The organism is Spirochaetota bacterium (genome assembly GCA_040756435.1).
Classification (GTDB): Bacteria; Spirochaetota; UBA4802; order UBA4802; family UB4802; genus UBA4802.
In genome coordinates, this window is the sequence record JBFLZD010000039.1 from 20,488 (window position 1) to 35,545 (window position 15,058).

General features: G+C 35.0%; 11 protein-coding genes. 1 reads left to right on the top strand and 10 read right to left on the bottom strand.

The genetic code is table 11. The annotated features are described in order from the left end of the window. Positions 1 to 25: 25 nt before the first annotated feature. The 9 genes from AB1444_11395 to AB1444_11435 form a co-directional block, all read right to left on the bottom strand. Positions 26 to 1,651 carry a radical SAM protein gene (locus AB1444_11395; protein ID MEW6527257.1) on the bottom strand — a complete coding sequence of 542 codons (1,626 nt, stop codon included), beginning with the start codon at positions 1,649 to 1,651 and terminating at the stop codon, positions 26 to 28. Between the two features lie 47 nt (positions 1,652 to 1,698). Then, the gene (locus AB1444_11400; GenBank protein ID MEW6527258.1) at positions 1,699 to 2,472 is read right to left on the bottom strand and encodes a Mut7-C RNAse domain-containing protein; all 774 of its coding nucleotides are present in this window, start codon (positions 2,470 to 2,472) and stop codon (positions 1,699 to 1,701) included. Then, positions 2,469 to 3,377 (bottom strand): cation diffusion facilitator family transporter, encoded by a 909-nt coding sequence (locus AB1444_11405; protein MEW6527259.1) that lies wholly within the window; start codon positions 3,375 to 3,377, stop codon positions 2,469 to 2,471. Before AB1444_11405 ends, AB1444_11400 begins: the two co-directional genes overlap by 4 nt. Next, positions 3,370 to 4,863 (bottom strand): 4Fe-4S dicluster domain-containing protein, encoded by a 1,494-nt coding sequence (locus AB1444_11410; protein MEW6527260.1) that lies wholly within the window; start codon positions 4,861 to 4,863, stop codon positions 3,370 to 3,372. Before AB1444_11410 ends, AB1444_11405 begins: the two co-directional genes overlap by 8 nt. Then, positions 4,860 to 5,783: a DUF362 domain-containing protein gene (locus AB1444_11415; GenBank protein MEW6527261.1), complete on the bottom strand. Its 924-nt coding sequence runs from the start codon at positions 5,781 to 5,783 to the stop codon at positions 4,860 to 4,862. The genes AB1444_11410 and AB1444_11415 overlap by 4 nt, the downstream gene beginning before the upstream one ends. Continuing rightward, complete coding sequence (locus AB1444_11420; GenBank protein MEW6527262.1) at positions 5,780 to 6,235, bottom strand: DUF3592 domain-containing protein; 456 nt, start codon at positions 6,233 to 6,235, stop codon at positions 5,780 to 5,782. The genes AB1444_11415 and AB1444_11420 overlap by 4 nt, the downstream gene beginning before the upstream one ends. A gap of 223 nt (positions 6,236 to 6,458) precedes the next feature. Next, positions 6,459 to 8,858: an SMC family ATPase gene (locus tag AB1444_11425; protein ID MEW6527263.1), complete on the bottom strand. Its 2,400-nt coding sequence runs from the start codon at positions 8,856 to 8,858 to the stop codon at positions 6,459 to 6,461. 3 nt (positions 8,859 to 8,861) lie between these two features. Beyond that, the gene (locus AB1444_11430) at positions 8,862 to 9,995 is read right to left on the bottom strand and encodes an exonuclease SbcCD subunit D (GenBank protein ID MEW6527264.1); all 1,134 of its coding nucleotides are present in this window, start codon (positions 9,993 to 9,995) and stop codon (positions 8,862 to 8,864) included. A gap of 139 nt (positions 9,996 to 10,134) precedes the next feature. After that, positions 10,135 to 10,695: an outer membrane beta-barrel protein gene (locus AB1444_11435; GenBank protein ID MEW6527265.1), complete on the bottom strand. Its 561-nt coding sequence runs from the start codon at positions 10,693 to 10,695 to the stop codon at positions 10,135 to 10,137. 413 nt (positions 10,696 to 11,108) lie between these two features. On the opposite strand from AB1444_11435, the gene AB1444_11440 reads away from it, so the two are divergent. Next, positions 11,109 to 14,171, top strand: a complete 3,063-nt coding sequence (locus AB1444_11440; GenBank protein MEW6527266.1) for an HD domain-containing phosphohydrolase — start codon at positions 11,109 to 11,111, stop codon at positions 14,169 to 14,171. Between the two features lie 109 nt (positions 14,172 to 14,280). On the opposite strand, the gene AB1444_11445 is transcribed toward AB1444_11440, so the two are convergent. After that, entirely contained in the window at positions 14,281 to 14,748 is a 468-nt protein-coding gene (locus tag AB1444_11445) for a YfcE family phosphodiesterase (GenBank protein MEW6527267.1), read from the bottom strand. Between the last annotated feature and the right edge of the window lie 310 nt (positions 14,749 to 15,058).

Sequence of the window (15,058 nt, forward strand, 5' to 3'; positions counted from 1 at the left end):
CACAGGCGGTGGCGATATATAGTACTCATTTCTTATTCAATAACGTATATAACGAACGAACTCGTTCATCATATTTATTTAATTCCATTGCTTTACTAATTGCTGCACGTGCATTATCTTTTATCCCTAACGCAACACTTGCCTGTGCATATTTCAGCCAGCCACCATAGTAGTTAGGTACAATTTTCGTGGCTTCAAAAAAGCTTTCCATTGCGGTTTCAAAGTCGCCTATGGCAAAATGTAGTTTTCCATAACGCATGTACCCCCAGGGATTATCAGGCATTGTGTTCATTACCTTTGCATATACATGTGATGCTTCAGGATATATCTCATTATCCAGATAATAATCACCTTCAAGAATATCGGTTACCCAGCAATCACCGGTAACCTTTCTATGCAGGGCAAAATCTTTGGCTGTATACCATGCCGTATTACGTAACTTGTATGTATGCAATAATAATTCATTCATCCACTCCTGTATAATTGGTTCATTGCGAAGGTAAATCCCAGCATCCCTTTTCTTAAACCAGATATTATCGTCCAGAACGCCACATTGTTTTTCTTCTTCATATAGTTTTGTACCAGGATACAATGCAACAGGCGACACCACACAATCACCCGGCAACATGGCAGCAATCAGTTTTTTTGTTTTTTTTATGTCAGTGTATGTTTCCCCTTTCATCCCAACCATTAAATACACTGAAAGATATACTCCAACCTTCCGTGTCATTGCAGTAGTATTCATAATTTTTTCTATGGTTATTTTTTTATCATATAAAGAAAGAATCTTTTCTGAACCCGATTCAACCCCATACTGTATATGTTCAAGTCCAGCTTTTTTCATGGCAATAAGCATTGCTTCATCAACAGAATCAACACGCCCCTGACAATTCCACATCATATACAGCTTTTTTTTAATTATTTTGTGCGATAGTTCCTGGACACGGTCTTTTTTGATTGTAAAATTGTCATCCCGTATTGAAAAATAAATTATTCCATATTTTTTATATAATACATCTAGTTCGTTGATAACATCATCAACATCTCTAAATCTTATCTTCCTTCCCCAGAATGAAGGTGAATCACAGAACGTGCACTTGAAGCTGCAACCACGTGAGGTTATTATATACTTAAATTGTTCATTGATATTTACACCGGACAGTTTACCTGCAAACTTTGCAGGATATGGCAATGTATCAATATTTACATTATTTTGCTTTACTATCTTTTCTTTTATGGGTTTGCCTTTTTTTATTGCCTCTACAATTGAAAGCATTGCTTCTTCGCCTTCACCTTCCACAACATAATCAATATATGGATAGCGCTTAATAATCTCATGTGAAAGGAATGTGGCATGTGGCCCGCCAAGTACAACAATACTATGTGGAAACATCATTTTGATTTTTTGCATTACTGAAAATGTTGAAAAGCGATTATGTGTATATAAAGAAAATCCAATAATGTGTGGTTTTATAGTTTTTATCTCATTTACTATTTGTTCATGGCTTTTTTTAGAAAAATTAGCTAACGTTACATCATACCCTTTCTGTGACAGATACGCACCAATAGAAACAAGACCAACAGGAAGTAACGTAATATAATAATCATGACTGTGTTCTTTTTCAACACAATAGCCAAGTACAATCTTCATAGTGCCCCTTTATTATTTTATCGCAGTGGATACTTATTTTCTTATCTTTATTTATTAGATTTCTGGTTTATTATAGTTTCAATTTTTTTTGTTAGCTTCTGGTAATGGCTTCCTTCCCAGTATATTCTGCCACATTGTGTACATTTATAATATGTATTGCACCAACTCAGTACGCCAGGTGGAATTCGTGGTTTTTCTTTTTCAAACTCTTCAGTGTTGTCAGATAACTTAGTAACTTTACCATTACACATTATGCATCGGCTGAATGGATTTACCGTATCCCATAAATCCAGCCTGTCTAATATTTCTACTATTTGCTTTTGTGGACTGGTATTGCGGACAATTAATCCTCTATCAACAATCTTTCTCATCAGTAACTGTCGGTCACGGGTAAGTAAAATACGCTTTTGCTGTGCTGCTATTTGTGCTAAATCCTTATCATCCCAGGTTTCATCATATAAAACATCAAAGCCAAACAAACGCAGATACTTCACAAGCTTGCGTAAATGGACATCACAAATAAATGCAGGTGTACGCAGACTTTGAGGCCTCAAACGTGTAGTATTACTGATTTCAAATCGTTCAAAAACAGGGTATACACTGATATAATCATCATTTTGAACAATATAATCAAATCCAACCGAAATCCCATTTACCAGTATAAGATCAACTTCAACGTGGGGAATACCTAATGATTCTATTAAATCTTTTACACTGCGTTTGCCCTTCCAGCTAACGGTGAAGGCAACCTTTTTTTTATCTTTTGGCAAAAAGTCATTGAGTTCTTCGTAAAAGCGAATTGTTACAGTATATTCTTTCAACTGTTATTCTTTTTTGAAGAAGTTTGATACGGCTCTAAGTGAACAATAACATCCAGAACTTTAGGACCTTTATCTAAAAGCTCGTGCTTTACACTGCGCGCAATATCATGTCCATCCCGTACCGACATATTGCCATCAACCAGCACGTGCAGGTCAACAAAATAACCACTCCCAACTCTCCGTGAACGAATGCTATGCACCTCTTTGACTCCATCAACCTTCATCGCAATTAAATCTATGGCATCTACCTGTGATTTAGAAGCACCTCTATCTGATAGTTCCATAACAACAGGTTTTAAAATGTCAAATGCAACCTTAACAATAAATATTGCAACCACAACAGCACCAATATGGTCAAAGAAAGCTAATGAAGGATGTGCAATGGCAAGTGCAACCGCAACAAGCGCAGGTATAGAGCTCAATGCATCAGAACGATGATGCCATGCATTGGCAATTACTGAAGAAGAATCAATTTCTTTTCCTTTTTTTACTGTCCAGCGATACAACCATTCTTTGGTTATGATAGAAATAAATGCAGCAATAAGTGCAATTGCTTCAGGGCTTTTAATATCAGGCTCAAATGCCGTTACTATGCCATTGTATGCTATCCCAATACCAACGGCAAAAAGGGCTAATGCAATAAACGCTGTAACAATACTTTCTATGCGTTCATGACCATAGGGGTGATCATCATCAGCAGGGCTTGCCCAGTATTTAATGCCAACAAGTACAGCAATATCTGTCGTTAAATCAGAAAAACTGTGTACAGCATCAGCAACCATTGCCTGGCTGTGCCCCAGTATCCCTGCAACAAACTTCAATCCTGACAGCATTATATTGACTATCATCCCAATCCAGGTAACTTTTTTAGCTACAATAGCTTCATAGTGTTTTCCATTATCCATAACGTTCCTCAAGCTTAAGCTTTGGTTTACGAACCACAATGGCTGCCTGCCCACTCACGGGGCATCTGTTTTCGCATATACCACACCCTATGCATCTATCTTCATGAACAACTGGCAATAAAACTTCAACCTGTATTCCTTTCGTATTTTTGACAATCTTTTTTTCTAAGGTTATAGCCTTGTTGGCAACCGGGCATACTTCTTCACATACAATGCAATTTATTTGTTCTGACCATGGTAAGCATATATCATGCAGTATATATGCAGTACCAATAACAAATTTTTGTTTAGTGCTCAGCGATAGTTCCTGTATTGCCCCCGTTGGGCAAACCTGCCCGCAGCGTGTACAGGTAAAATCACAGTACCCAATACGAGGAATTAAGCGTGGGGTAAACATCCCATAAAAACCAGCTTCAACAAAACAAGGATGAAGTGCATTGGTGGGACAAACATTCATGCACTGCCCACACCGAATACATGCATCTAAAAATTGTGATTCGCGTAATGCACCGGGTGGGCGAATTATGGAACTATCGTGTGATGCTGCAAAAAGCGATACTTTACTGGCAGCAACCATTGCCGATGATCCTGCCACTATGAGTAAATCTCTTCGAGTGATTCCTTTTCCAGGATGCTCAATACTTTTGACTTTCGATGGTCGTTTAAATGTAAAGGAAACAGCATCATAATTGCAGTTTTTCAGGCAATCAAAACATTTAATACATTCATGCTCTATTGTGCCAACCCCATCAGGAGCTATCGCCCCCATACGACAGCCTTTAACACAAGCCCCACAATGAATACATTTATCTGTATCAACAACCCTCCGGAATAATGAAGCATGTGAAGCTACAGCATACATGGCACCTAATGGGCATAACACCCTGCACCAGAATCGCCTGAAAAATGAAGATAACCCTAAAACAACTAAGAATACTACTGCAACCCAGGCCCAGTTGTAGTAATAGAATGGATAATCCCGAGCCTCATATCCCGGTAAAATCCAGGATAAAGGCTTTGACCCTATGAACGACACAAACGGATATAAGAACAGTTCATAAGCACGGTAGGCAATGGTAATTGGATCAATATATCCTGACACAGTAAAACCAAAGAAAGCTATGAGCACCGAACTGAGCAGTACTAAAAATTTGATTCTGGTAATATTTGTTTTTGCTTTTATTTTTTCTTTTGGCTGTATCAAAGCATCTGAAGCATCAAACGTTGCACCTAACGGACACACCCATCCACAAAAAAACCTCCCAAGCAAAAAAGTCAAAGAAAATAACCCCAGCCCTAACACTGCATACTTGACTGTATGAGTTGTAATGTATCCAATTGTTATACTGTGTATAGAAAGTGAAGGATAAAATCCAATCCCTGCATCAGAAACTGGATCATGTAAATAAATGATACTGGCAACAAAAACAAACCATAACAAAAGCTGACCAATTGACCTATATATGGACCAGTGTTTTGATTTCATACTGTTCTTATTATGGTGGAATATGCCCCAACATTAATAGTACCCATACCTGATTGTGCCGCCAGGTTAAGATAGCCAATGGAAGATGGTTCAATGCCAAATAGATGTTTTGCTGCATAGGCATCTACCGCAACAGGATTTGTACCAAAAATTACTGTTTTCGTTTCTTTTATATCTGCGGGGCTACCTGATGATGGACCATGTTTTGTTAAAATTCGCAAGCCATCCAGTATTATTAGATGTACCTTTACTGCTTTGTTGAAATCCACAATATTCCTGTGTAGATTTATATGATAATAACCACGGTTACCACCAATGACTCCCATTAAGTTTTTCATGGCAAGCGTAAGATCTGCAGCGCTGTGATGTTTTGCTATTGGCATATTGATAATGCAATCAGCTTCAAGTATGTCCTCATACACATCCAGTGTATCCAAATTAAGCCCGCCAGGGACTTTGACTGGTTTAAATTTGTCCCTATCCATATACACACAATCCACGCCAACTTTTTTTGCTACTTCTTCAATACCACTTGACCTGTAGCAAAGCCGCGCGTTATGAACAGGTCGGTCCATTATTGCTACACTAGCGCCTGCTTTTTTACACATAGTAGCAACAGCTTCAACTAATACTGGATTTGTTGTGTGCGCTCGCTCAGGAGTTGAGTTAAAACCCATATTGGGCTTTATTACTACTCTCATTCCTTTTTTTACAAATCGTTCTATTCCACCCAATTCCTTAAAACCTTGCTCAACCATAGTATAAATGGATTTTTGTGTTAACTCTTGAGTTTTTATCACAACAAGATCTGAATATTTTCCAACACCAAAGGCTTTTTTAATGCCTGTGAGATAGTTACTACATAGTACTCCCACGCTGCTAAATAACGTTACAATGAAATTTCTTCTTGATATTTTCATGTTTTTCCCCCTATCTCATGAGGCTTTTCTTTATAAAACAAAGCCACTACTATAGCAACTATAAGTATGACTATGCCTAGTATCAATGCTTGATAACTTTGCCAGGAATAACCTGGTTCTAATAATGAGTTTTCAGGGTTTTCAGGATCATAAAACACTATTACTTTTTTTCCAACAGGATATTCTTTTAGCAAATCCTCGTTTGATTTATTCATCTCTTTTGCCGAAATTTGAAAACCCTTAATTTTCTGTCCATTTACCGTAAATGTATATGTTATATTAGCGAATTGTCTCCTATGACGATCCCAATCCATAAACGATTGCGTTATAATACCCTCTGCTTTGGGCCAATATAAACTTTCACGTGCATTATGGACAATTTTTAACCCTGCAAGAGTTATAACACCACCAAATACAAATAGAAAAATTACTATATGCTTTTTCTGCGTCATATCTAATAACCTCAAAAAATGAAATTATTATGCAGAATTTTGATCATAGCATTTACTATAATAAGGTTATATCTAATTGATTCATCATGTACCAGGATGATAAATTTTTATCAGAACTCATTTACATCAGATTAATTGATTAATAATTTAATAGTCGTTATGACTGTTATTCACTATTGATTTTTAATTATAACGAAGGTTTGAATAAAAGTCAACTTTGTTTCTATAACCACCTGGCTACAGATCCCTGTGAAGTTGTTTGTATATGTAAAATTGCAGGAAATAGCTCTTTTACATCATCAATATGTGAAATAATAAAAATTTGGCGGTACTGTTCCTGAAGTGTGTACAATGCATTAATTATTGCATTCCTACGGTCATTATCCTGGCTACCAAAAATTTCATCAAACGCCATAAAACCCACAGCTCCACTGCCACTGAAATCCCTGATAGCATTGCTGATAGCAATCCGCAAACAAAGATTAGCTAAGTCAATTTCACCGCCTGAAAATCTACTTAACGGATACCATCTACCATCATCCATTATCTGGAAGTTGAAATTATCATCCATTTCAATTACCTGATAGCGCCCTTGCGTTAATTGATTAAATAGCATACTTGCATAATTTGCAATAACAGGTTTTGCCATCTGCAATACTGATTCCCTGAATCCATCCATGATTTTTTCTAACCGTTGCAGTAATTCAAATTCTTGTTTAGCAGTTTCAATCTTTTTACGATTTTGTTTATCTTTTTCAAGCTCATCAACAATCTTGCCAATTGCATTTTTAATATCATTATACAATAATCTTTCTTCATTCAATTTTTTTGTTATTTTTTCTTTTTCCTGTAATACTGAATCATATTCATTTTTTATGTCATTATACAATTCTTCCGAAAAGCCCAGAGCAATAATATTTTCATTAATTTTTTTTATTTCAAGGGCTTTATCATTTTTCTGTTTTTCAAGCTGTTCAATTCTTTGCTGTACAATAGGAATTTCCCGTATCTTTGCTTCTAAGCCAATAAACGTAGTATGGACCGCTTCCAGTTTAGTAAATTCCTCTACAATATTTGTATACTCAAGTTCATCAAATATTACCGTACTCAATTGCTGTAACTGCGCGCTAATGTCATTGAGATTTTCTTGTTTCTTCTTTAGTTCATTACGTAATTTTTCAACATTCTTCTTTTTCTCTACTAATTGAGCTTTTTGTTGTTGCAAAGTATTTAACAGTACATCTAATTCTTTTACGTCACGTTCAGCATTTTTCAACATGCTGTCTTTCTTTTCTGCATCACTCTTCAATTGGGCCATTTCTTTTTTTTCATACTCTTCAATTTCACAAGAAAGCTTTTCAATTGTTGCATCATAAGCTTCATGTAAGGGGCGCAAACATACAGGGCATTCAGCTTCCTTGCCAAGCTTTTTGATTTGCTCAATATGCTTTTTTCGGTCTTTAATAGCCTTTTCAATTCCTCCCATACGTTCTTTTATTTTGTACAGCTCTTCTTGCAATGATTTTACTGCTTTTTCTATGTCGCTTTTTCTGGTATCATGCTGCTTAACCATTACATCAAGGTCATCAAGCTTTTGCAGTTCACTTTGCTCTTCTTTTATACTGTTTTCTTTATCAAGTATCTCTTGCAAAAGTTCATTGTATTGTTTCTGCAGCGCCTGCTTCTTCATATTCATTGCCCGTGCCTGTTCAAGCTGCTCTTTTTTCTTTTTATACGCATTGTACTTTTGATTCTGACTATCTAATTTTTCATATTCAGCTTTTGCATGTTCAAGCTGCTTCAGTCTTTCATGTGCTTCAGTAATATTTTGAAGGCAGTTATCAAACTGTACCTGTAGTTGTGTTTGTTTTTTAAGCAAATCATTGTGCTTCATATAAAGCTCTTGCTGCTCTTTAAATTTATTCTGCACATGTAAAAACATTTCTGACAGCAATGCATATTTTTCCTGCAATTGTTTTACTTCCTTTTCTTTGTTCAATAGCTTTTGATACTGCTCCTCCCGCGCAGATTCTTTGGCTTTTATTTCATCATCGCTTAAAAGCATGGCCTGCTGCCCTTCAATAAATCTCCTTTTATTATTTCTATCATCACGAATAATCTGTAATATGTCGTCAAGTAAGCTGAAGCCCATAATTTTTCTGATGAGTTCTCTGCGATCAGAACCACCCGTTTCTGATATTTGTCTGAGTTCACCCTGTGCTGCAAAAACTGAGTGTGTGAACGCATCCTGGGGCATTCCTAATATATCTTCTACTGTTCTATTTACATCAGTAGCACCAGTTACTATCGCCACATCATTTTTATATAATGAAGCATACTGGTTAAGATTTTTTCCTCTAAATTCACGCACAATCCTGTACTGAGTGTTATCAATTTCAAAAAGTAACTCAATTGAAACTGTGGCTTTTTCTTCCGCAAACACCGAGAGCACATATTCTTTTGCAGTTGGCAAAACACCATAAAGAGCACACACAATAGCATTAAAAATGGTACTTTTACCACTACCATTTTTTCCAATAATGCCAATGAGTCCTTCTTTAAACTCAATGGTACTATTTTTGTATTGTCGAAAATTTTTTAAGGTAAGTTTTTGTACAATCATTAGCTATTCCTTTAAATCAGATGATTGTTGGCGGTATTTCATAAAATACTTTTTACCCAGCGCTTCAACAGCTTCTCTTTCTTTTTCATCCTGTATTTCTTTTTTGCAATATGCTGCAAACACCTCTTCTATGGAAATATGTTCTTTAAATGATGAGCCGTGGCTATGCTGCTTTGTAAAAATTCGTTTTGGCAATACCACAAGTGCCTGTGGGAATTGCTGCACAATCCACATATTACTGACAGCAACACTCTGATGTGCATCAATGTCATGCAGATACACACTTACAATAGCACCCGGTGTAACCTGTAAAGAAAGCTCCTGAATATTTTTTTTAATCTCTTCTACAGAATGCTCACTGCATTTTTTTATATCAAATCTCACCCAATCACGAATTGCAATTGTATTAAACGCTATATTTGTTTTAGTACCGATAGTAACTGTGACAAAGCCCTTTTGTTTGCCAGCTTCCCTATCGCTGAAACGTTCTGTTGACCCACTGTAGCAGGCATTGTTCCATTGCGGTAACATTTGAAAGTTATGCCAATGCCCCAACGCTACGTAATCAAATTCGTTCAAAAGTGAAAAGTATTCTTCAGGAAATAACCGCTCACCATATTCATCAAGCAGATAATCTTTCCCTAACGAAGTATGCATTAAAAGGATATTACACCCCTGTTTTGGCTCAATCTTTTTTATTTGCGTTACAAATTCAACATCTTCATGGATGTGAGGTAAACAGTGCAGATGAACTCCATCAAGTGAAAAGTACTCATACTCGCCTTTATACACCGCATAAACACCATCAATTGTCTGCAATGCCTGTAAAATGGGGCTAGTGTATATGGTCTTTGGTGTACAGTGATTCCCGGCAATGACAATAAACGGAATGCCTGCCTGCGTAATTCTTTTTATGTGACCCAACCCCTGAATGAGCGCACGATTGGAAGGTGATGCACGGTGGAACAAGTCCCCGGTATGGACAACAAAATCAGGTTTATGCTGTATAATACTGTCAACAGCATTTGCAAATGCGTTGTATACATCAGCTTCACGCTGGTTTATACCCTCATTATTAACTTTGTCAAAATCATTAAATCCCAAATGTGTATCCGACAGGTGGATAAATGTTGGCATAACAACTCCCAATAAAAAATATATGTATTCAAAAAGTAATTTATCAAGAAATGTCAATCATATTGAAATAAAAAAGGCTGCACTACCGCAGCCTTAACACTGAATACTTAGTAATGTACCAGAACCCCAATATAAAAATCTACTTCAGTGACAATGGATATGTAGCCATTGCATAGAGTGTTATTGGTTGATCAAACCAGTCATCCATATCAATGGCATCATAACGAATACCCATATCAAGAATGATTGGATCAAGCTTCATGGTATATCCAGCCTTTAGAAACAGAGTTGTAAAATCATCATCAGTTTTTACAGTATAGGTACCAAAGAAAGGAATTGTAGTTTTAAGTTCGGTTTCTAAATGTGTCCTTCCCAAACCTGCACCACAATATATCCCATTAAAAGCTTTTTCCAACCAATAGCGTCCACCAACACCATACTGGTAAAGAGTAAAACTATCTAAATCTGTTGAACTGTAAAGATAGTAGTAACCATCAAGTTCCAGAGAAATATTTGGAACAACAGCATATTGCACGCTAACTGGCAAAGATAATGCATAATCAATAACATCCCCCATATCACCCATTGGGTATACTATACCCAAACCAGCTGAGAGAGCTAAATCCTGATTAGCAGCAAAGCTCATTACCGGGAAAAAACCTAATAAAACAGCACATACAACTATCAATAGCTTTTTCATCATTTCCTCCTAAAATTTATAGTTTATTTTTTGGAGTCTGGTATTATTTATTTATTTTTTTATGCAAAAAAACGATTTTATATTATTGTCAATCTTTTTTTTTATTTATATCAATTTCTAATACATTTTTTCTAATATAAGATTTTATCTAAATATATAAAAATAATATTGTGATGATTGTATAAGATAATGATTAATTGAAATTCTAGAAATAACGATAAATAATAATGACACGTCAGTTTTATTACTTTTGTTGTTTAAGAGATTTTATACAACTTTTTTTAATTGCATATAGGCATTTGACCTAATAAAAATCCTGCTGGACTGAATATTTTTGTTGATTTTTTATGGCATATATATTTACTATGATGTTGTTTGCTTACTGATTATAATTTCCTATTAATGTTATTATAATGAACAATGATATAGGCTTTACTGAAAACACATATCCCGTTAAATATTTACTGCAGATTGCAAATCTACATAACACTACTCATTCTGTATCAGAATATATAAAAAAATTAAAAACCATTATTTATCATCTCAAAATTCCAGTGTTTAATATTTCTTGCCTTTCCAATATAGATGGGAGTGATCATTTATTAATATTTCCTGAATTACGCACTTTAAAAAAATTTATTCCACAAATCAATCCCAATCTCCTAAATTTTGAAAGTACCACCATAAATATTAAAAAACTTATAGCTAACCGCAGTATATTTAAAAAAAGCATCTTATTTTCAATTTTAAGGGGATACATAACTTTTTCTGATACAATTACCTACCCGGATACTATCGGGTATAATAAAACAATATACACTCTTGAACAGATAGTAAGTGATTTCTCAGGTGCAAGCAAAGATTTAGCAACAATCCTTACTTCCGATATCCAGAAACAAATTTTGGAATCACCACATTTTGGAGGAGTTGTGTCATTCCCACTGATTGCCGAAAAAGAAACTATTGGATCATTTGATATAATTTATCCAAAAGATCACATCATTTTAGATGAAAATGAATTTTCTACTCTTGAACTTATTGCACGGTTAATTGCTAATGGGCTCAGGCAATACCGTTATCAGAATAAAATTATTATTTCAGAAACAAAATATTCATCACTTATCAATGCCATACCCATGGCACTCTATGTAATCAACAGAGATTATACAATCATTGAAACCAATGATACCTTCAAAGAATGGTTTTCCATTGAGCATCCACTCAATAAAAAATGTTATGAAATTATAGCCCTTGGTGATAAACCATGCAGTGATTGTATTGCACTCAGAGTCATGAATCTTGGAACTCCATTTATTCGCGAACAAAAAGTTCCGTATTTTAATGATTCACGTTTTTTTAAATATATTGCCTCCCCTATAATGGCTCCATCTGGAATAGTTACTTCAGTGGTTAACATCCTTGAAGATGTTACAACCCGCATTGTTGCTGAACGTAAAATTGAGAAATTTAGCCTGGCATTAGCTGAAGAAGTAGATAAGCAAACAAAAGAATTGAAAGAAAAGCAAACAAAATTAGAGTTGGTTACAAACACGTTATATCTCATTAAACAGGCAAATACAATAAAGGAAAGCATCCATCATATAACAAAATCGTTACATGCATTAGGAGCAAAATTAAGTATTGTGACATTACTCAGTAGCGATGTAAACACACTTCAGATTGCAGATGTCTACCCTGATAATCTTCTGCACACGCTACAGATTGTTGCACAGGAAAATATTTTAAACTTGAAACTTAAATTTGATGAGTATGCCACTATACCTTTTTTTGCAGTTATCAAAACTGGTAAAGATATCATTTTAAATAGTAAAGATGATTTGATAGCATTTATTAAAAAAACATTTCCAGGGATAGATGACAATAAAATAAATTTATTATTTTCACTCTTTCATGATGAAATTATTGCAATCTATCCTATAGGGACAAAACACCGTATTGAAGGCAGCATAGCGATAGCGCTTGATAAAGCATCTAATGAAGATAATAAAGATTATATCAATATATTGCTTAATGCTGCAGCCGTAGAAATCAGTCGCAAGCGTAATCAGGAAGAACTTATAAAATCAGAGCTTAAATATCGCAATTTAGTAGAAAATACCCAGGATATAATTTTTTTATGTACGGCTGAAGGCGAAATTGTATATGGAAATTCTGTCTTTTATAAACTCCTTGATTACCCTGAATCTCGTAAACCCTCTTTTTTTGATTTTGTTGATGAAAGCGAAAAACATATATTACAGACAATTATGAAGCATTCATTAACCAGTGGTACAAATCCACAACCGTTTGAAATACAATTATATAATCGTCTTGGAAAATATTCATGGTATGAACTGGCCATGAGTTTAGTTCCCCTGGACCATACTATTGGCATTCAGATAGTGGCCCGTGATATTGAGCGAAAAAAAAGAATGGAAGCACATATACAAAATCTTACTGAATTCCAGGAAAAAATTTTACAGAACGAAATGATAGGAATCATAACCACTGATCTAAGTGGTATAATAACAAGCTGGAATAAAGGTGCTTCAACAATTTTAGGATTTCAACCATTTGAAATACTGAATACACCTCTTAATCAATTAATATATGCTGGTGATGAAAAACAATCATTACAAAAATCTTCTACTATAAATCCAATAATTAACCAGCCGTATGCAGAAATCAAGATGCAAAAAAAATCCGGTGATTTATTAACATCACTGTGCATGTCATCGCTTCTTCATGATGACCATGATATACCGTTTGCACACCTCTACTTTTTTATCGATATAAGCGAGAAAAAAAGACTTGAAGCAGAATCGTTAGAGCTCAATCAACGGTTACAACATGCTCAGATAGTTACTATCGTTTCGCTGGCAAAACTTGCAGAATACCGCAATAAAGAAACAGGAATGCATTTAGAACGCATTATGAGATATGTTGAAATATTGGCATATGAACTATCGCAACACCCTGAATATAAAAACTATATTACCCAGGAATATATCCAGGATATTGTAAATTCATGCTTACTCCATGACATTGGAAAAGTTGGTGTTCCGGATCATATCCTGCTTAAACCCGGAAAACTTACAGAGTATGAATTTGAAATTATGAAGCAACACACTATTATTGGTGCTGAAACCATAGCTGAAGCAGAACGGAAGGTTGCAGGTCGTTCATATCTCAATTTAGGTAAGGAAATTGCATGCTATCATCATGAACGGTGGGATGGTTCAGGATATCCAAAAGGATTGAAAGGTCATGAAATTCCATTGTCCGCACGTATTGTTGCTATTGCAGATGTATATGATGCACTTGTTTCGGAACGGCCCTATAAACGAGCTTTTCCTCATGAAAAAGCTGTTAAATTAATTGCAGATAAAGCTGGTATATATTTTGACCCTGTGGTTGTTACAGCATTTTTAAAGAATCACAACAAATTCCTTGAAATAAAACAAACTCTATTATAAATGAAGAACATACTCCTGCCGCTGATGGTGGTGGGAGTATAAATTATAAATTATATAGAATCAAATTTATTAATAAATTTTTTACTTTTTAAAATAAACAGTAAATATATTACACTTTTTTCAATTCCCCCTTTATTCCATCATTAATATTTATTATTCCATACATCCCGCTTTGCGCTGCACCGGGATTAAACATATAAGGACTGACATTATCATTCATTGCCCTGTGGATATGCCCAAAACAAGCAATATCACATCCCAATCGTTTTGCTTCTGACCATACTCCAGTAATATCATGATGAGCACCAAATAAATCTCCATGGGTAATAAAAAATGTATATCCATGTATATGTTCAACAACAACTGTCTGCCCATTAATACCCCGTGCTCTATCAATATTTCCACATACCGTAATAACAGTCACTCCATTTGGTATAACTACATGAATCAAATCATTTATACCATCACCACAATGAATCAGGTAATCAAATGATTTCTCCGATTCAATGATATTCATTATTTTCTGAATATTTCCATGTGAATCAGACAGTACAAGGATTTTCATAACTCTTTCCATAAAAAATACTTGCTTTATTTATCACGTAAACGTTCACAGTCTAATAATCACCACTATTGAGTGTATGTGTTTTATATTAATATCTTTATTTCAACAATAATTTTTTACCTGAATTTACTTATGAGCTCTCCTGCGCCAAAGATATCAGGAGGATGTGCTTCATTGCTTATACAATAATTTTTGAAATAATTCATTAATTATTTCTAAATGTGGAAATTTGAACAAATTATAAAATAGTGTACACCCCCGCCGCCTTCGGCGGCGGGGGTGTACACTAGTATTCATTATGAAATTTTTTAAGGAATTATTA